An 18,308-nucleotide genomic window follows, 5' to 3' on the forward strand; every position below is an offset into this window, starting at 1 on the left:
ACTTTTTTAAAATAAACTAACTTATTTTTTCCATAAATATTTATTATAGTATTTATAAACTCTATGATTTAAAAAAAAATTGGGTTTTTTGTGAAAAAAATTTTGAGCAATTGGAATAACTTCTTTCATTAATTTATAATCTTGGATAAGATTTGCAATTCGTAAACAACTTTTCCCACTTTGTTTTGTCCCTTTTATTAAATCTCCACTTCCTCGTAATTTAAGATCTTTTTTAGATATTTCTAATCCATCATTAGTCTGGCACATTACTTGTATTCTAAAACGACTTTCAATGCTAATTTTTTCATTTGTCATAAGAAAACAATAACTTTGATATGGTCCTCTACCTACTCTTCCTCTTAATTGATGTAATTGAGATAATCCAAAATAATCTGCATTTTCTATTAAAATAACTGAAGCATTAGGTACATCTACTCCTACTTCTATAACAGTAGTGGATACCATTATTTTATTTTTTCCACTTAAAAATCGATCCATTTGAATATTTTTTTCTTGATAGTTCATTCTACCATGTAGAATTCCTATTTTATTTTCTAAATTTGGGAATTCTTTTTTTAATATTTTATAGCCACTTATCAAATTTTTATATTCATTTTTTTTAGATTTTTCTATAGTAGGATATATGATGTATATTTGTCTTCCTTTTAAAATTTGATTTTTTATAATTTCAAATACTTTAGGTTTATTTTTATTCCAAAAATGAATGGTTTTTATTGGTTTTCTATCTAAAGGTAATTCTTTAATAATGGAAATATTTAAATCCTGATAAAGTGTCATTGATAACGTTCTAGGAATTGGAGTAGCAGTCATAATCAAAATATGAGGTGGTATTTTATTTTTTTCCAAAATTTTAGCTCTTTGTTCTACACCAAAACGTTGTTGTTCATCAATTATTGCTAATCCAAGATTTTTAAAATGAACGGATTTCTGAATTAAGGCATGTGTACCTATAAGAATAGATATTCTTCCTGTAAGAAGATCACGATATATAAATTTTCGTTTTTTAATAGATATTGAACTTGTTAATAAAGCAGTTCTAATTCCAATTAAAGAAACCATTTTATGAATAGAAAAATAATGTTGTATAGCTAAAACTTCAGTAGGTACCATTAAACAAGATTGATATCCATTATCCAATGCAATTATCATAGATAATACAGCAATGATAGTTTTTCCACATCCTACATCTCCTTGTAATAATCGATTCATTTGAATGGATTTTTTTAAATCATTTCGGATTTCCTTTAAAACTTTTTTTTGATCTTCTGTTAAAGAAAATGGTAAAAAATGTTTGTAAAATTTATAAAAATTTTTTCCTAATTTTAAAAAAGGATAACTATATAAAAGTTTTGTATTTCTATTTTTTTTAAATAGTAGAGATAGTTTAAAGAAAAATAATTCTTCAAATTTTAAACGATATTGTGCTTGGAATAGTTTTTCTAAAGATTTTGGAAAATGGATTTGAATCAATGCTTCTTTTCTATGCATTAAATTTTTTTTTATAAAATCTTGAAAAAAAACTTCTTCTATATTATTTTTTGATTCTTCTATTAGATTTTTCAATAAATTTATTATAAAAAAATTATTGATTCCATTTTTTTTTAGTTTTTTAGATATAGAGTATACAGGAAATATGGAAATTTTTTTTTTAAATAATTGAAATTTTTGAATATTGGGATGAATAATTTGAATTTTTTTTTGAAAAAATTTAAGATTTCCATAAACTATTATAGGAATATCTTTTTTTAAATTTTTTTTGAAAAAATTTATTTTATGGTACCATACTAATTCAATAAATCCCGTTTTATTTTCTAAACGTGCTATTAATATTTTTCCTTTTTTATTTTTATAGTTAATTTCTTCAATTTTTGTAATTTTACCCGTTATTTGTATGATATTTTTGGAAGTTTTTTCTTTAAATTTTAATTTAGATATATCCTCTAATATAGGACAATTGACATATTTTTTGGGATAAAAAAAAAGAAAATCTTCATATGTATGAATATTTAATTCTACATTGAATAAATGGGCTTTTTTTAAACTTAATCCTTTTAAATTTTCTATAGATTTTTCTAATATATTATGTAACATTTTTTTTAAATTTATATAGTCCATTGTTAATTAAGTAAAATAATCTATTCTATTTTTATTACATAAATAAAAAATACTTAATTTTGTAAAAGGACATTTAGCTCAGTTGGTTGAGAGCACTACTTTGACAGAGTAGAGGTCGTCGGTTCAAATCCGATAGTGTCCACTTAGTATTTTTTTTATTTCAATTATTTTATTTTATAATTTTTTTTATATGGTATTAATTACGACAGTTAGAGAAGGTGAATCTATTGATAAAGCCCTAAAAAAATGCAAAAAAAAATTTGATAAAACTCGTATTTTAAAGGAATTTAGAGAAAAACAACAATATATAAAACCTTCTGAAGGTAGAAGAAATGAAATATTACGAGCTATATATAGAGAGAGAATGAGATTAAAAGGAGAAGAATAAAAATATGATAAAAGATAGCTTTTATAAAAAAAACTATAAATATATTTTTGGATTGATTGGAAAAAAAATTAGTTATTCTTTTTCAAAAAAATTTTTTTTAAAAAAATTTCAAAAGGAATCTATTATTCAGACAACTTATGAAATATTTGATATTCCAAAGATAGAGGAAGTTTTATCTATTTTTAATAATCCTTATTTAAAAGGATGCAATATTACTATTCCATATAAACAAAGCATCATTTCTTTTATTACTGAATTAATGCCAGAAGCAAAAACTATTGGATCTGTCAATGTTATAAAAATTGATGAAAAAAAAAATCGTATTGGATATAATACAGATATTTTAGGTTTTGAATTATCCTTTAAAAAGGATATGAATAAATTTTCATATAAAAATCCCAAGGCGTTAATTTTGGGAACTGGTGGAGTTTCTAATTCTATTTCATTTATTTTAAATAAATTAGGAATTGATTATCAATATGTTTCTAGGAAAAAGGATAAAAATTTTTTGGTTTATGAAGAAATTAATCAAGATTTATTAGAAAATTATCAAATTATTATTAATTGTACTCCTTTAGGAACCTATCCAAAAATAAATTTATGTCCTTCTTTACCCTATGAATGGATATCTTCTAATCATTATCTCTACGATTTAGTTTATAATCCACCTAAAACTTTATTTCTAAAAAAAGGAGAAGAAAAAGGAGCAATGATTCGAAATGGATTAGAAATGTTTCGTATTCAAGCTGAAGAATCTTGGAAAATATGGAATTCTTGACAACCCCCTATATTAAACTTTGATAAGTGGAATATAAAAAAAAATTTATGTATAGAGCTATTCAACTAGCTAAAAATGGATTAGGAACAACATCTCCTAATCCTATGGTAGGATGTGTTATAGAAAAAAATGGACGGATCCTTTCAGAAGGATGGCATTATAAAGTTGGCATGTATCATGCAGAAATAAATGCTATTAATTTTGTTAAAGATTTATCCTTATTGGTAGATTCTACACTTTATGTAACATTAGAACCATGTATTCATTTTGGGAAAACACCACCTTGTGTTGATTTAATTATTAAAAATAGAATTCCTAGAGTTGTAATAGGATCACAAGATCCTTGTGATAAGGTAAATGGATTAGGAATAAAAAAATTAAGGGAATCTGGAATAGAGATAATAGAAAATGTATTAAAAAATGAATGTCGTTATTTAAATAAACGATTTTTTACTTTTTATGAAAAAAATAGACCTTATGTTATATTGAAATGGGCACAAAGTTATGACGGATTTATGGATAATTCAATAAAAAAAAATTCATGGATTAGTGGAATTTATTCTAGACAATTGAGTCATAAATGGAGATCTGAAGAGGATAGTATTTTAGTTGGAAGAAAAACAGTAATCAATGATAATCCAAAATTAAATGTTAGAAAATGGTTTGGAAATAATCCTATTAGAATTGTACTTGATCGAAATTTAAGTATATCCGATACTTATTTTGTTTTAGATAAAACAAAATATACAATTATTTTTACAGAAAAAAAAAAAGAAAACCGTAAAAATACGGAATTTGTTCAGATTTCTTTTGATAAAAAAATAATCAAAAATATTTTGAATTATTTATATAAAAAAAAGATTATTTCTTTAATTGTAGAGGGGGGTAAAATGACTTTAGAAAGTTTTATAAAAGAAAAAATTTGGGATGAATCTAGAATCTTTATCTGTAATATTTTTTTAAAAAATGGATTAAAATCACCTATAATAAGTGGAAAAATTTTTCAAAAAAAATATATAGAAAAAGATAAATTAGTTATTAAAATTCCATTTTAATTATATGCCATTCTATAAAATAAATTATGATTGATATTATATTGTTATAATATAATCATTATAAAAAATTTTTATTTTTATGAAAAACAATTTGAAAAGAATAAATCAAATTTTTTAAATTTTCGAATAAAATAAACTAATTTTTCAAAAAAATAGAATCATATTTTATGATTCTATTAATTTTATTAATGAAATTATTTAATTTAAATGTCTATAAAAATAACAGATGAATGTATAAATTGTGGAGCTTGCGAATTGGAATGCCCCAATCATGCAATATATGAAGGAGGAAAAAAGTGGAGAATATCAGATGGAACATCTAAAAAAATAACAAAATATAAAAATCCTATAAAAAAAGATATTTATTTTATTGTATCAGAAAAATGTACAGAATGTGTTGGTTTTTATGAAGAACCTCAATGTGTAATTATTTGTCCAGTGAATTGTTGTATAGTAGATAAAAATCATTTAGAATCTAAGGATAGTCTTCTTAAAAAGAAAAAATTTTTACATGATGGAATCCCTATAAAATTTTAATGTATAATTTATTGATCATTTTTGATTCTATTTACTTTATAATCCATAATAATAGAAAAAAATTGTAAAAAGTAAGAATCGATATATATTATCTAGGATCAATTAGCATCAATAATTCATTTATTTACAGAAAAAAATAAAATAATACAAATATTATATTTTATATAATAAAGTTAATTTTTTAGGAATTTTGAAATATTTTAAATATAAATTTTAGGATAAAAATAATAATAAGTAAATGATAAGTTTTAGATATTATTATAAAAAAAAAGAAATAGAATAAATTTTATTTTAAATAATTATTAAATTTATTTTTAAAGTAGAATATAGAGATCATATTTATTTTTTTTTTTGATTATTTCCCTTTTCAAAAAGTTAAAGTAGTTATCTTAGACCAAGAGACAGATTATAAAACAAAATTTATCTTGAGTAAAAAAGGAAAAAAAAATATAATATGGAAATTACATATGTATTGAATTATTTTCAAAACTCAATAATGCTGCTTCTTTTATAGATTCACTAAAAGTTGGATGAGGATGACATATTCTATAAATATCCTCTGAAGAAGCATGGAATTCCATTGCAACAGTCGCTTCCATAATCATATCTGTAACATGTTCACCAATCATATGAACTCCTAGTATTTCATCCGTTTTTTTATGGGATAAAATTTTTATAAATCCTGATGTACAACCACTTGCACGTGAAATACCTAATGATTTCATTGGAAAAATTCCTATATTATATTCTATTGATTCTTCTTTTATTTCTTTTTCTGTTTTTCCAACACTGGAAACTTCAGGATAAGTATAAATGACGGAAGGTACCAAATTATAGTTTATTTTATTTGGTTTTTGTCCAGATATGAGTTCTGAAACATATAATCCTTCTTCCTCGGCTTTATGTGCTAACATTTTTCCTCCTATTACATCTCCTATAGCATAAATATTATTTATAGAACTTTGTAAAAAATCATTAACAAGGATAAATCCATTTTTATCTTTTTTTATACCTATATTATCTAATCCAAGATATTTAGTATTGGGATATCTTCCGATTGATAGAAGACAATAATCTCCTATATATTTCATCTCTTTTCCATTATTTTTTTTAACATGAACCGAGATTTCTTTAGTATCTTCTAATATTTCTATATTATTTATTAATAAGGAATTTTCTATTTGAATAGAAGATTTCTCCAATATTTTTTGAATTTCTTTACTTAAAGAATGATCCATATTTGATATAATTTTATCCATAGTTTCAATAATAGTAACTCGACTTCCTAATCTATGATAAATAGAACCTAATTCTAATCCAATAATCCCTCCTCCTATTACTATTAATCTTTTTGGTATTTCCTTTAGAGAAAGAGCTTCTGTAGAGGAAATAATTCTTTTTTGTATATCAAAATTTAATGAAGGTAGACAGATTGGTTTTGATCCTGTTGCTATAATACAATATTGAAATTTTATTTTTGTTATTTCTTTTAAATATTTTTTATCTATGATAGATAAACTATGATTTGTTTTAAACGATGCTATTCCTTGATATAAATCAATTTTATTTTTTTTTATTAAATATTTAACTCCTTCATTTATTTTTTTTACTATATTGTTTTTTCTTTTCATCATTTTTTCGAAATCTAAGGATAATTTTTCGTAAAAAATTCCATGTAGATAATGTTCTTTTTTTGCAAAAAGAAAATATTTAGAAGAATATAAAAGAGATTTAGAAGGAATGCAACCTACATTTAAACATGTTCCACCTAATTCTTGATGTTTTTCTATAATAGCTGTACGAAGACCAAGTTGACTTGAACGAATAGCAGATACATAACCTCCGGGGCCAGATCCTATAACAATAACATCGTAATTATTCATTATTAACTTTTTTATTTATGTAACTAAGTTACATAAATAAAAAAGTTAACATGTTAAGATAAATTACATATTTAATATATATGCAAAAATTAATGGAGCAACAATAGTTGCGTCGGATTCAATAATAAATTGAGGAGTATCTTTATCTAATTTTCCCCAAGTTATTTTTTCATTAGGAATGGCACCTGAATAGGATCCATAACTAGTGGTAGAATCAGAAATTTGACAAAAATAGGACCAAAAAGGAGTATGTTGTAATCCTATATCTTGTGATAGCATAGGAACAACACAAATAGGAAAATCTCCAGAAATTCCTCCTCCTATTTGAAAAAATCCTATTTTATTTTTTATAGATTCTTTTTGATACCATTTTGCTAAATAAATCATGTATTCGATTCCATTTTTTACGATAAATGGAGAAAATAATTTTTTAATACAATATGAAGAGAAAAGATTACCTATTGTACTATCTTCCCATCCTGGAACTACTATAGGTAAGTTTTTTTTAGCTGCAGCTAAGACCCAACTATCTTGGGAATTAATATTGTAATAGGGTTCTAAAATATTTTCTAGTAATAATTGATAAATATATTCATGGGGGAAATAGCGTTCGGACTTTTCTTGAGCTCTTTTCCAAATACTGAAAATAGGTTTTTGTAATCTTTTAAAAGCTTGTTCTTCTGGAATACAAGTATCCGTAATACGGTTGAATCCTTTTTTTAAAAAAGATTTTTCTTCATCAGGAGTTAAATCCCTATAATTAAAAATTTTTTTATAATGTGTATGAGCTATTAAATTCATTATATCTTCCTCTAAATTAGCACCAGTACAAGAAATAATATGAACTTTATCTTTTCGTATCATTTCAGATAGAATTTTTCCTAATTCTGCAGTACTCATAGCCCCCGCTAATGTTATCATCATTTTACCATTATTTTTAATATGATATTTGTAGGCTTTTGCTGCTTCTGATAAAGATAGTGCATTAAAATGAAGAAAATATTTTTCAATAAATGAAGTAATAGTCTCTTTCATGATTTTTATTATATTTTATTATCTGGCTATTTGTACCGCTCTAGTTTCTCTGATTACTGTTACTTTTATTTGACCAGGATAAGTCATTTCTTTTTTTATTTTTTCTGTTATATCATAAGATAATTGAAAAGCTTTTTTATCATCTATTTTTTTACTTTCTACTAAAACACGTAGTTCTCTACCTGCTTGTAAAGCGAAAGCTTTATTAACTCCATCAAAACTGAAAGCAATATTTTCCAAGTTTTTTAATCTTTTTGAATAAGATTCAAAAGAATTTTTCCTTACTCCAGGACGTGCTCCACTAATAGAATCGGATACTTGTACGATGGTAGAAATGAGGAATTTCATTTCTATTTCATCATGATGAGATCCTATAGCGTTACAAATTTCTACATTTTCTCCATACTTTTCAGCCCATTGCATTCCTAAAATAGCATGAGGAAGTTCAGATTCAGTTTCAGGAACTTTTCCAATATCGTGTAATAATCCTGCACGTTTTGCTAATTTTGCATTTAATCCTAATTCAGAAGCTAATATTCCTGATAGATGAGAAACTTCTCGAGAATGTTGTAAAAGATTTTGTCCATAAGAAGAACGGTATTTCATTCTTCCTATTATTCTAATTAATTCTGGATGTATAGAATGAATTCCTAAATCAATGATATTTTTTTTTCCTATTTCTATGATTTCTTCTTCAATTTGTTTTTCTGTTTTTGATACAATTTCTTCAATTCTTGCAGGATGAATACGGCCATCTATTACTAATTTATGAAGAGCTAATCTAGCTACTTCTCTTCGTATAGGATTAAAACAGGATAAAAGTATAGCTTCTGGAGTATCATCTACAATAATTTCTACACCTGTTGCTTTTTCTAAAGATCTTATATTTCTTCCTTCTCGTCCAATAATACGTCCTTTTATATCATCTGATTCTATATTGAAAATAGATACAGAATTTTCAACTGCTGGTTCTGTTCCAATTCTTTGGATAGCTTGAATTATAATTTTTCTTGCTTTCATTTTAGCAGTTAGTTGTGATTCTTCTATAATGTTTTGTATATGTGATTGTGCTTTTACTTTTGCATCTTCTTTAAAAATATCAATTAATTCATTTTTAGCTTCTTCAGAAGAATATTTGGATATTTTTTCAAGTAATTCTACTTTTTTTATATGAATATTGTTAAATTCTTCCTGTTTTTTTTGAATAATTTGAATTTTTTTTTCATAATCAAAAATTTTGGATTCTAGACGATTATTTCTTTTAAAATAAATTTCAATTTCTTTTGAAAGTCTATTTTCTTTTTCTTTTGTTTGATTTTCTATATCAATTATTTTTTTTTCTCTAAAATGAATATTTTTTTCATATTTAGATTGAAGTTCTATAAATTTTTCTCTTGCTTGAATAATTTTATTTTTTTTTATAGAATTTCCTTCTTTTTCTGCATTTTTTAGAATTTTTTTTGCTTTAATATTAGCTTTTTCTAATAATTGAATATATTTTTTTAATATTGTTTTTTTTCCAAAAAAAAAACATGTAATAATTCCAATCATGAACCCCATTAAAAACGAAAACCCAACATTTATTTTCATATTTATTTAATTTAAATAAAAATAAAATAGATATTTTAATAACATTTTTTTAAAAAAAAAGGAATAAATAATAAGTATAATCTATAAAATTTTATACTAAATACTTTAATTTGAATGAATCATAAATATACAAATGAAGTATTTTTTTTTTAAAATGTTTTTACGTAGTTATTCTCATAGAATCAACTAAATAAATTATATAGTTTGATAATCTTATATTTGTAACTAACTATCTATACTAAAGAAAAAGAATTAATGCAACGAGCATATTTGGATAATGCAGCCACAACACCTGTAAGAAACGAAGTTATAAAAGTTATGGTAAATGCTTTAAAATATTCATTTGGAAATCCCTCTTCTACACAACACAGTTATGGAAGAGCTGCTCGTGCTATAATAGAAGAATCAAGAATTCGTATAGCAAAAAATATAAAATCTTCTCCATATGAAATCATTTTTACTTCTGGTGGAACGGAGGCTAATAACATAATTTTGAGATCTGCTGTCATAGATTTAAAAGTTCAATATATATTGACTTCACCATTGGAACATCATTCCGTATTGAAAACTGTTTTAGATCTATGTTGTAAATATAAAGTTTTTGTAGACTTTGTTAAAGTTAAAGATAGAGGAGTTATAGATTTAAATCATTTGGAAATTTTATTAAAAAAGAATCATTCTAAAAAAATTCTTGTTAGTTTAATGTATGCTAATAACGAAATAGGAAATTTATTAGAAATAGATAAAGTTGGTACTCTTTGTAAAGAAAATAATGCTTATTTTCATTCCGATACAATTCAAATTATTGGTAATTTTCCAATAAATATGAATCAATTACCTTTTGATTTTGCCACTGCTAGTGCACATAAATTTTATGGACCAAAAGGAATAGGTTTTATTTTTATTAGGGAAAAATTAATAAAAAAAATAAAATCATTAATTACAGGGGGTAATCAAGAATATGGAATTCGTTCAGGAACAGAAAATGTTTATGGAATTATTGGATTATCGGAAGCTTTACATTTATCTTATTGTAATTTTATGAATCATATAGAAAAAATTAAAAATTTAAAATTTTATTGTATTTCAGAATTGAAAAAAATAATTCCTAATATTATTTTTAATGGTTTATCAGATTCTTTTGATAAAAGTATTCCTACTATATTGAATTTTTTTTATCCAAAAAAAGATCATTTATTATATTTTCATTTAGATTTAATGGGTATTGCTATTTCTAAAGGTAGTTCTTGTAGTTCTATAACCTTAAAAAAGGTATCTCATGTTATTCAATCAATTTCAAATAAATATTTATTAAAAAATATGACTCCTATAAGGATTTCTTTTGGAATTTTTAATGAAAAAAAAGATATTGATTTGTTAATTGAAGCTTTCAATAAAATAAAAAATATAGAAAAAAAAAATTTTATTAAAAAAAGGTAAAAAAGAAATATCTATCTTTGTTTTAATATTATATATATATTCCCTATTTTAGTGAATCAGTATAATTTTATTCAATCTTCTATTGGTCAAAAAGTAGTGATGGCTACTACTGGAATCTTTCTTATGTCTTTTCTTTTGATTCATTTAAGTGTAAACCTTTTTCTTTTTTATGGAGAAGAGGCATTTAATAATGCAGTTTTTTTTATGAGAAAAAATATTTTTATACGAATATTAGAATATGTTCTTGCATTGGGTTTTATAGTCCATATTTTATTTGGAATAAAATTACATTTGAAAAATGAAAAATCAAAAGGTAAAGTAGATTATTCCTTAAAAAAATCTTTTATTACATTTAGTAGTAGAACAATGATTTATACTGGATTTCTCATATTATGTTTTTTAATTTTGCATTTAATGAATTTTACAATTCCCATGAAATATAATAATAGTAGTGCTAATTCAGATTATATTATAGTAATTACTTTATTTAAAAATCCACTATATACATTAATATATGTTTTTTCATTTTTAGTTTTAGGTATTCATTTAAATCATGGATTTCAGTCTTCTTTTCAATCATTGGGTTTTTATAAAAAAAATAAATTTTTTTGGATAAAAAAATTAGGTTTTTTTTATTTTTTGTTTGTTTGTTCTGGATTTTCTATTATCGCTATTTGGTTTTTTTTTAATAGTAATTAATAATTTTCAATGATCATTAAAAATTATTTTAAATTAGATTCAAAAATTCCGATTGGTCCATTAAATCATAAATGGATTAATCACAAATCTTCTTTAAAATTAGTTTCACCTAGTAATCGATCTAATATAGAGATTATTGTTGTTGGAACAGGTCTTTCTGGTGGTTCTGTATCGGCAACTTTAGCTGAATTAGGATATCAAGTAAAAGTTTTTTGTTATCAAGATTCTCCTAGAAGAGCACACTCTGTTGCCGCTCAGGGTGGTATTAATGCTGCTAAAAATTATAAAGGGGATAATGATTCTGTTTATCAACTTTTTTATGATACTATTAAGGGAGGAGATTATAGATCTCGTGAAGCAAATGTTTATCGTTTAGCGGAAATATCTTCTAATATCATTGATCAATGTGTAGCTCAAGGAGTTCCATTTGCTCGAGATTATGCTGGGTATCTTGAAAATAGATCTTTTGGGGGTACAAAAGTTTCTAGAACTTTTTATGCGAAAGGACAAACAGGACAACAACTTTTACTAGCTTGTTATTCAGCTATGTCTAGACAAATTGGAAAAGGTAGAATAAAAATGTATAACCGTTATGAAATGTTGGAATTAGTAGTAATTGATGGTATAGCTAGAGGTATTATTTCTAGAAATTTGGTATCTGGAAAAATTGAACGTTACGCAGCTCATGCAGTGATAATTGCATCAGGAGGATATGGAAATGTATTTTTTTTATCCACTAATGCAATGGGATCTAATTCCAGTGCAATATGGAAAGTTCATAAAAAAGGTGGATTTTTTGCAAATCCTTGTTTTACTCAAATCCATCCAACTTGTATTCCGGCACATGCAAATTATCAATCTAAATTAACATTAATGTCCGAATCATTGAGAAATGATGGACGTATATGGGTTCCGAAAAATATAGAAGATGCTATATCTATACGAAATGGGGAAAAAAATTCTGAAGATATTTTAGAAGAAAAAAGGGATTATTATCTTGAAAGGCGTTATCCATCATTTGGAAATCTTGTTCCAAGAGATGTAGCATCTCGTGCAGCTAAAGAACGTTGTGATAAAGGATTTGGAATAGAAAATAATGAAAATAGAGAAGGTGTTTTTTTGGATTTTTTTTCTTCTATAAAACGATATGGAATAGAAAAAGCAAATGAACTTGGAATAAAAAATCCTAGTTTAATGGAAATTAAAAAATTTGGAGAAGAAATAATAGAATCTAAATATGGAAATTTATTTCATATGTATGAAAAAATAACAGATCAAAATCCTTATAAAAATCCCATGAAGATTTATCCAGCTGTTCATTATACAATGGGGGGCTTATGGGTTGATTATAATTTAATGTCTTCTATACCTGGATGTTATGTTATAGGAGAGGCCAATTTTTCTGATCATGGATCTAATCGTCTTGGAGCTTCTGCTTTAATGCAAGGTTTAGCTGATGGTTATTTTATTTTACCATATACTATAGCTGACTATATATCTAGATATATACATAATAAAAAAGAGCTATCTACAAAGCATATAGAATTTGATAAATCAGAAAAAAAGGTCAAACAACGAATTTTACAATTAATTTCTAATAATGGAGATTTATCTGTTGATTATTTTCATAGAAAACTAGGAAATATTATGTGGAAATATGTTGGAATGAGTAGAGATCATAATGGTTTATCTAAGGCTATAAAAAAAATACAAAAACTTCGTGATAAATTTTGGAAAAATATTTTTGTTCCTGGAAATATTGAAGATGGATTGAATTCAGAATTAGAAAAAGCGGGTCGTGTGGCAGATTTTTTAGAATTAGGAGAATTAATAGCAATGGATGCTCTCTATAGAAAAGAGTCTTGTGGTAGTCATTTTCGTATAGAAAATCAAACAAAAGAAGGAGAATCTCTTCGTGATGATTTTCATTATAAACATGTTTCTATATGGAAATATCAAGAAAATAAATCAATTTCTGAAGAAATTATGTATAAAGAAAACTTAACTTTTAGTTTTGTGAAATTGCAATCACGCTCTTATAAATAAAAAATTATGAAAAAATTACTAAATTTTATATTAAAAATATGGAGACAAAAAAATAATGAAGAAAAGGGAAAATTTGAAACTTATAGAATTAGTGATATTTCTCCTGATAGTTCCTTTTTAGAGATGTTAGATCTATTAAATAATAAAATTTTATATAGAAAAGTTGGAGAACCTATTTCCTTTGATCATGATTGTCGTGAAGGTATTTGTGGAATGTGTTCATTGTATATAAATGGACGTGCTCATGGTCCAGAAAGTTTGATTACAACTTGTCAACTTCACATGCGTCATTTTTATAATGGAGAAACTATATATATTGAGCCTTGGAGGGCAAAATCGTTTCCTATAATTAAGGATCTTGTTGTCGATAGATCTTCTTTTGATAGAATTATTATATCCGGAGGTTATATTTCTGTAAATACATTTGGAAAAACTATAGATGGAAATCTGATTCCTATTCCAAAAGAAGATGCAGATAAAGCTTTTGATGCCGGAACATGTATTGGTTGTGGGGCTTGTGTTGCAGCATGTAAAAATAGATCTGCAATGTTATTTGTTTCAGCAAAAGTTTCTCAATTTTCTTTATTACCTCAAGGAAAAATAGAAAGAAAAAAACGTGTATTAAATATGGTCAAGAAAATGGATGAAGAAGGATTTGGAAATTGTACTAATACTAAGGCATGTGAAATTGATTGTCCAAAAGGTATATCTACAGAATATATTTCTTTTATGAATAAGGAATATATTCAATCTTTTATTTGATTTTAATTTTATATGGAATATTTAGATTTTGAAAAACCTATAAAAGAAATTAAGGATCAATATATTAATTGTATTCTTATAGAAAAAAAAAGTGGTGTAGATATGAAGGAGGTTTGTAATCAATTACAATCTAAATTAGAAAAAACTATAAAAAAATTGTACAGTAAATTAACTCCTTGGCAGAGAGTACAATTATCTAGACATCCAAATAGACCTTATACATTGGATTATATATTATCTATTACAAATAATAAGTCTTTTATTGAATTACATGGAGATCGTAATTTTGGAGATGATAAAGCTATGATTGGTGGATTTGGTAAGATAGAAGATATAACTTTTATGTTTATAGGTACTCAAAAAGGAAAAAACACTAAAGATAGACAATATAGGAGGTTTGGAATGCCTAATCCAGAAGGATATAGAAAAGCTTTACGTCTTATGAAATTAGCAGAAAAATTTCGTAAACCTATTGTTAGTTTTATAGATACTCCAGGAGCTTTTCCTGGAATAGAAGCAGAAAAAAGAGGTCAAGGTGAAGCTATTGGAAGAAATATTTATGAAATGATGTGTATGAAAGTTCCTATAATTATTTTAATTATAGGAGAAGGGGCAAGTGGTGGTGCTTTAGGAATTGGAATAGGTGATAAAATATCTATGATGGAAAATTCTTGGTATTCCGTAATTTCTCCTGAAAGTTGTTCTACAATACTTTGGGGAGATTGGAAAAAAAAAGAAAAATCAGCAGAGGCATTGAAATTAACGGCAGAGGATATGCAAAAATTAAATTTTATAGATGATATTATTAAAGAACCTTTAGGAGGTGCACATTTTAATCCAGAACTAGCCTATAAAATAGTTAAAAAGAAAATAATAAAATATTATAAAGAATTATCTTCTATTGATATAGAAAAACTCATTAGTGATAGGAAAAATAAGTATATTGCTATAGGTTGTTTTAATGATTAAAGAATTTTTTATAGTCCATTTTTTTCTTGTATTACTCTTCAAATCATTATATAGAAAATCGTATAACATTTTTTACCATCATGAAAAAAATGAATTCTTTAATTCAAAAGAAAGATAAAAAGTTTCGTCCTGATTTCATTAAAAATGTAAAAATTCCTCCTCAAGCTTTGGATTTAGAAGAGGCCATAATAGGTTCTATTATGATCGATAAAAAAGGTTTAGATGAAATTATTGATATCCTATTTCCTGAAATTTTTTATAAAAAAGAACATCAAGAAATATTTCGTTCTATACAAAAGTTATACCATAATTCTAAACCCATAGATATTTATACAGTTTCTAATCAACTTAAAGAAGATAGAAATCTTGAATTAATTGGTAACGAATCTTATCTTATAGAATTAACACAAAAAGTTATTTCTTCTGCACATATAGAATATCATAGTCGTATTGTACAACAAAAATTTATTCTAAGAAGATTAATCCAAATTTCTTCAGATATCATAGAAAATTGTTATGATGATAGTACGGATGTTTTTGAACTTTTGGATAAAGCAGAATCAAAATTATTTGAAATAAATCAAAAATATTTAAGAGAAAAAACATATGAGAATACTCAAATTCTTATAATGAAGGCGATTGAAAAGATAAAGAAAGTTGAAAGTAATAAAGAAGGATTAAGTGGGATTTCTTCTGGTTTTTATAAAATGGATCAAATTACTTCTGGATGGCAAAATTCAGATTTAATTATAGTTGCTTCTAGACCTGGAATGGGAAAAACTTCTTTTATGTTATCTATGGTTAGAAATATTGTTATACAACAAGGAATTCCAGTTATTATTTTTTCATTAGAAATGTCTTCTATTCAATTAATTACAAGATTAATTTCATCAGAGACTGGAATTTCTTCAGAAAAACTTAAAAAAGCTTGTCTATCTAATTTAGATTGGAAATCTATTTTACAAAAAACTGATAAATTAAAAAAATCTCCTATTTTTATAGATGATACTCCATCTTTATCCGTATTCAGTTTGAGAGCTAAATGTCGTCGTTTAATATCACAGCATGGAATAAAATTAGTAATGATAGATTATATGCAATTGATGGGTATTAGTGATTCCGGTTCTAAATTAAGAAATAGAGAACAAGAAATATCTATAATTTCTCGTAATTTAAAATCTATAGCTAAGGAATTAGATATTCCTATTATTGCTTTATCACAATTATCTAGGGCCGTAGAAACAAGAGGTGGAAGTAAACGTCCTTTATTATCTGATTTACGTGAATCAGGAGCTATTGAACAAGATGCAGATATTGTTTTATTTATTTATCGACCTGAATATTATGGATTTAATACTTGGGACTCTGATGAAAAAGATTCTTGTATTGGTCAAGCAGAAATAATCATTGCTAAACATAGAAATGGAGGATTGAATAAGTTTCGTTTAAAGTTTATCAGTGATCAAGTAAAATTTATAGATTTTGAAGAAAAAGGCATCTCTTCTTCTTTAGTTTGGGAAGAAGATTATAAAAAAATTGATAAAGAAAGTTTTTTTATTGAAACTATTAATGAAAATAATAATTTTTTTTCAGAAGAATATTCTCAAGATGAGGATGATTTGAATTATCATAAGAATTATTTAAAAGATGAAGATAATTTTTCTTTTTAAAAAGTATATTATAATTTATTATTAATTGAATTTTGAATGGTTTTTTTCAAAAAAAACAATTTGGAAAGATTGTAGAAAAAGTAAAATATTACGTACAATAGTTTTGGTAACACAAAATACAATATGTTTTGGTATAATTGTATCCATTATCACTTTTTCTATAGGATTTGGATTTAAAGAAATTATAAAAAAAAAATTATTAAATATTCAAGGGCAAATTACTATTACGAATAGAAAGATAAATAATTCTATTATAAATAAATCTTTAAAAAAAGATTTATTTCTTTTTAAATTTATTCGTCGTATTAATACTTTTTATGAAAAAGATGTAATTATTTGTGATAATAAATCTCAAAATGTTGAAAAATTTATATTCAAAGGAATATCTAAAGATTATAATCCTATTTTTTTTCAAAATTTTTTGGTTATAGGTTATTTGGAAAAAGTAAAAAAAAAATTATTTTCTGATTATGGAATTCTTCTATCAAAAAAAGTATCTATTTCTTTAGGATTAAATATTGGATCATCTATTATAGTAAACTTTTTTTTTTATAAAAAAAATGGAAATCCTTTTTTTATTTCTAAAAAATTTTATGTTTGCGGTTTATATGATACGAGTATTCCAGAATTTGATGATGTTTATATCATTGGAAATATAAAACATATACAATATTTTCATAATAATAGTAATGTTAATAATAATCGAAATGAAGATTTTTTAGAAGGAGTTGAAATTTTTGTATCTGATATAAGTTTTGATAAAATAATATCTATTAAAAAAAAAGTTGATCAAAAATATTCTGATAATTTTTTAGTAAAAACTATTTATGACCAATCTTATGAAAAAATTATAGAATGGATAAAAATTTTTGATATTAATATTTTTGTTATTAATCTTATTGTCATTATAACTGTTTTTTTCAATGTGATTGTATTTTTTTTAATTATTATTATAGAAAGAATTAAAACTATAGGAATTTTAAAGACTTTAGGAGCTAGAAATAAAGTTATACATAAAATATTTTTATATTACATTATACAAATTTTAGTTCCTCCATTAATAATTGGGAATAGTATAGGGATTATTTTTTTATTTTTACAAAATAAATTTCGATTTTTATCGTTAAATAAAATACAATATTATGTGGATTTTATTCCTGTTTATTTGAATATAAATTATATTTTATTTATTAATTTATTTATTTTTTTGATATGTTTTTCTACCGTGTTTTTTTCTTCTTGGTTTATTATTAATAAAATCCCTCCTATTAATTCTATAGAATTTGAGTAAATATTGTATTTTTACAATAAAAAATTAAA

15 protein-coding genes and 1 tRNA gene are annotated in these 18,308 nt (G+C 24.2%); 12 read left to right on the plus strand and 4 right to left on the minus strand.

Translation table 11 applies throughout. From position 1 onward, the window contains the following. Positions 1–21 precede the first annotated feature (21 nt). The gene (gene recG / locus DM780_RS00670) at positions 22–2,112 is read right to left on the minus strand and encodes an ATP-dependent DNA helicase RecG (protein ID WP_110548942.1); all 2,091 of its coding nucleotides are present in this window, start codon (positions 2,110–2,112) and stop codon (positions 22–24) included. Between the two features lie 91 nt (positions 2,113–2,203). Between recG and DM780_RS00675 the strand changes: the two genes are divergently transcribed. From DM780_RS00675 to DM780_RS00695, 5 genes are all read left to right on the plus strand, one after another. Continuing rightward, positions 2,204–2,278 (plus strand) — tRNA-Val (locus DM780_RS00675). 48 nt (positions 2,279–2,326) lie between these two features. Next, on the plus strand, positions 2,327–2,524 hold the full coding sequence (gene rpsU / locus DM780_RS00680) for a 30S ribosomal protein S21 (RefSeq protein ID WP_014246084.1): 198 nt from the start codon (positions 2,327–2,329) through the stop codon (positions 2,522–2,524). Between the two features lie 4 nt (positions 2,525–2,528). After that, a complete protein-coding gene (locus DM780_RS00685; RefSeq protein WP_110548579.1) occupies positions 2,529–3,302 on the plus strand; it encodes a shikimate dehydrogenase family protein in 774 nt (257 codons plus the stop codon). 26 nt (positions 3,303–3,328) lie between these two features. Then, entirely contained in the window at positions 3,329–4,357 is a 1,029-nt protein-coding gene (gene ribD / locus DM780_RS00690) for a bifunctional diaminohydroxyphosphoribosylaminopyrimidine deaminase/5-amino-6-(5-phosphoribosylamino)uracil reductase RibD (protein WP_110548580.1), read from the plus strand. A 207-nt stretch (positions 4,358–4,564) separates the two neighbouring features. Then, positions 4,565–4,894 (plus strand): 4Fe-4S dicluster domain-containing protein, encoded by a 330-nt coding sequence (locus DM780_RS00695; RefSeq protein WP_110548581.1) that lies wholly within the window; start codon positions 4,565–4,567, stop codon positions 4,892–4,894. 461 nt (positions 4,895–5,355) lie between these two features. Here the strand turns inward: DM780_RS00695 and lpdA are convergent, their stop codons facing one another. The 3 genes from lpdA to rny form a co-directional block, all read right to left on the minus strand. Next, positions 5,356–6,777, minus strand: a complete 1,422-nt coding sequence (lpdA, locus tag DM780_RS00700) for a dihydrolipoyl dehydrogenase (protein ID WP_110548582.1) — start codon at positions 6,775–6,777, stop codon at positions 5,356–5,358. A 63-nt stretch (positions 6,778–6,840) separates the two neighbouring features. Beyond that, positions 6,841–7,812 (minus strand): deoxyhypusine synthase family protein, encoded by a 972-nt coding sequence (locus tag DM780_RS00705; protein WP_110548583.1) that lies wholly within the window; start codon positions 7,810–7,812, stop codon positions 6,841–6,843. An 18-nt stretch (positions 7,813–7,830) separates the two neighbouring features. Next, positions 7,831–9,402, minus strand: coding sequence for a ribonuclease Y (gene rny, locus DM780_RS00710; protein WP_110548584.1), 1,572 nt, complete (start codon positions 9,400–9,402; stop codon positions 7,831–7,833). 255 nt (positions 9,403–9,657) lie between these two features. Between rny and DM780_RS00715 the strand changes: the two genes are divergently transcribed. The 7 genes from DM780_RS00715 (at position 9,658) to DM780_RS00745 (ending at position 18,279) form a co-directional block, all read left to right on the plus strand. After that, complete coding sequence (locus tag DM780_RS00715; RefSeq protein WP_110548585.1) at positions 9,658–10,842, plus strand: cysteine desulfurase family protein; 1,185 nt, start codon at positions 9,658–9,660, stop codon at positions 10,840–10,842. Between the two features lie 51 nt (positions 10,843–10,893). Next, the gene (locus DM780_RS00720) at positions 10,894–11,541 is read left to right on the plus strand and encodes a succinate dehydrogenase cytochrome b subunit (protein ID WP_110548586.1); all 648 of its coding nucleotides are present in this window, start codon (positions 10,894–10,896) and stop codon (positions 11,539–11,541) included. Positions 11,542–11,550: 9 nt separating this feature from the next. Then, entirely contained in the window at positions 11,551–13,587 is a 2,037-nt protein-coding gene (locus tag DM780_RS00725; protein WP_110548587.1) for a fumarate reductase/succinate dehydrogenase flavoprotein subunit, read from the plus strand. Between the two features lie 6 nt (positions 13,588–13,593). Next, entirely contained in the window at positions 13,594–14,349 is a 756-nt protein-coding gene (locus tag DM780_RS00730) for a succinate dehydrogenase/fumarate reductase iron-sulfur subunit (RefSeq protein ID WP_110548588.1), read from the plus strand. A 12-nt stretch (positions 14,350–14,361) separates the two neighbouring features. After that, positions 14,362–15,318 carry an acetyl-CoA carboxylase carboxyltransferase subunit alpha gene (locus tag DM780_RS00735; protein WP_110548589.1) on the plus strand — a complete coding sequence of 319 codons (957 nt, stop codon included), beginning with the start codon at positions 14,362–14,364 and terminating at the stop codon, positions 15,316–15,318. 80 nt (positions 15,319–15,398) lie between these two features. Further along, positions 15,399–16,988 carry a replicative DNA helicase gene (gene dnaB / locus DM780_RS00740; protein ID WP_110548590.1) on the plus strand — a complete coding sequence of 530 codons (1,590 nt, stop codon included), beginning with the start codon at positions 15,399–15,401 and terminating at the stop codon, positions 16,986–16,988. Between the two features lie 25 nt (positions 16,989–17,013). Next, positions 17,014–18,279 (plus strand): ABC transporter permease, encoded by a 1,266-nt coding sequence (locus DM780_RS00745; protein WP_110548591.1) that lies wholly within the window; start codon positions 17,014–17,016, stop codon positions 18,277–18,279. Positions 18,280–18,308 lie beyond the last annotated feature (29 nt).

This window comes from Blattabacterium punctulatus (assembly GCF_003226695.1).
Classification (GTDB): domain Bacteria; phylum Bacteroidota; class Bacteroidia; order Flavobacteriales; family Blattabacteriaceae; genus Blattabacterium; species Blattabacterium punctulatus.

Bases quoted from the DNA above. Each gene is read 5' to 3' on its own strand.
- dnaB (WP_110548590.1), top strand. From the start codon at position 15,399: ATGAAAAAAATGAATTCTTTAATTCAAAAGAAAGATAAAAAGTTTCGT.
- DM780_RS00730 (WP_110548588.1), top strand. From the start codon at position 13,594: ATGAAAAAATTACTAAATTTTATATTAAAAATATGGAGACAAAAAAAT.
- DM780_RS00705 (WP_110548583.1), bottom strand. From the start codon at position 7,812: ATGAAAGAGACTATTACTTCATTTATTGAAAAATATTTTCTTCATTTT.
- DM780_RS00695 (WP_110548581.1), top strand. From the start codon at position 4,565: ATGTCTATAAAAATAACAGATGAATGTATAAATTGTGGAGCTTGCGAA.
- lpdA (WP_110548582.1), bottom strand. From the start codon at position 6,777: ATGAATAATTACGATGTTATTGTTATAGGATCTGGCCCCGGAGGTTAT.
- DM780_RS00685 (WP_110548579.1), top strand. From the start codon at position 2,529: ATGATAAAAGATAGCTTTTATAAAAAAAACTATAAATATATTTTTGGA.
- DM780_RS00715 (WP_110548585.1), top strand. From the start codon at position 9,658: ATGCAACGAGCATATTTGGATAATGCAGCCACAACACCTGTAAGAAAC.
- recG (WP_110548942.1), bottom strand. From the start codon at position 2,112: ATGTTACATAATATATTAGAAAAATCTATAGAAAATTTAAAAGGATTA.
- rpsU (WP_014246084.1), top strand. From the start codon at position 2,327: ATGGTATTAATTACGACAGTTAGAGAAGGTGAATCTATTGATAAAGCC.
- rny (WP_110548584.1), bottom strand. From the start codon at position 9,402: ATGAAAATAAATGTTGGGTTTTCGTTTTTAATGGGGTTCATGATTGGA.
- DM780_RS00725 (WP_110548587.1), top strand. From the start codon at position 11,551: ATGATCATTAAAAATTATTTTAAATTAGATTCAAAAATTCCGATTGGT.
- DM780_RS00735 (WP_110548589.1), top strand. From the start codon at position 14,362: ATGGAATATTTAGATTTTGAAAAACCTATAAAAGAAATTAAGGATCAA.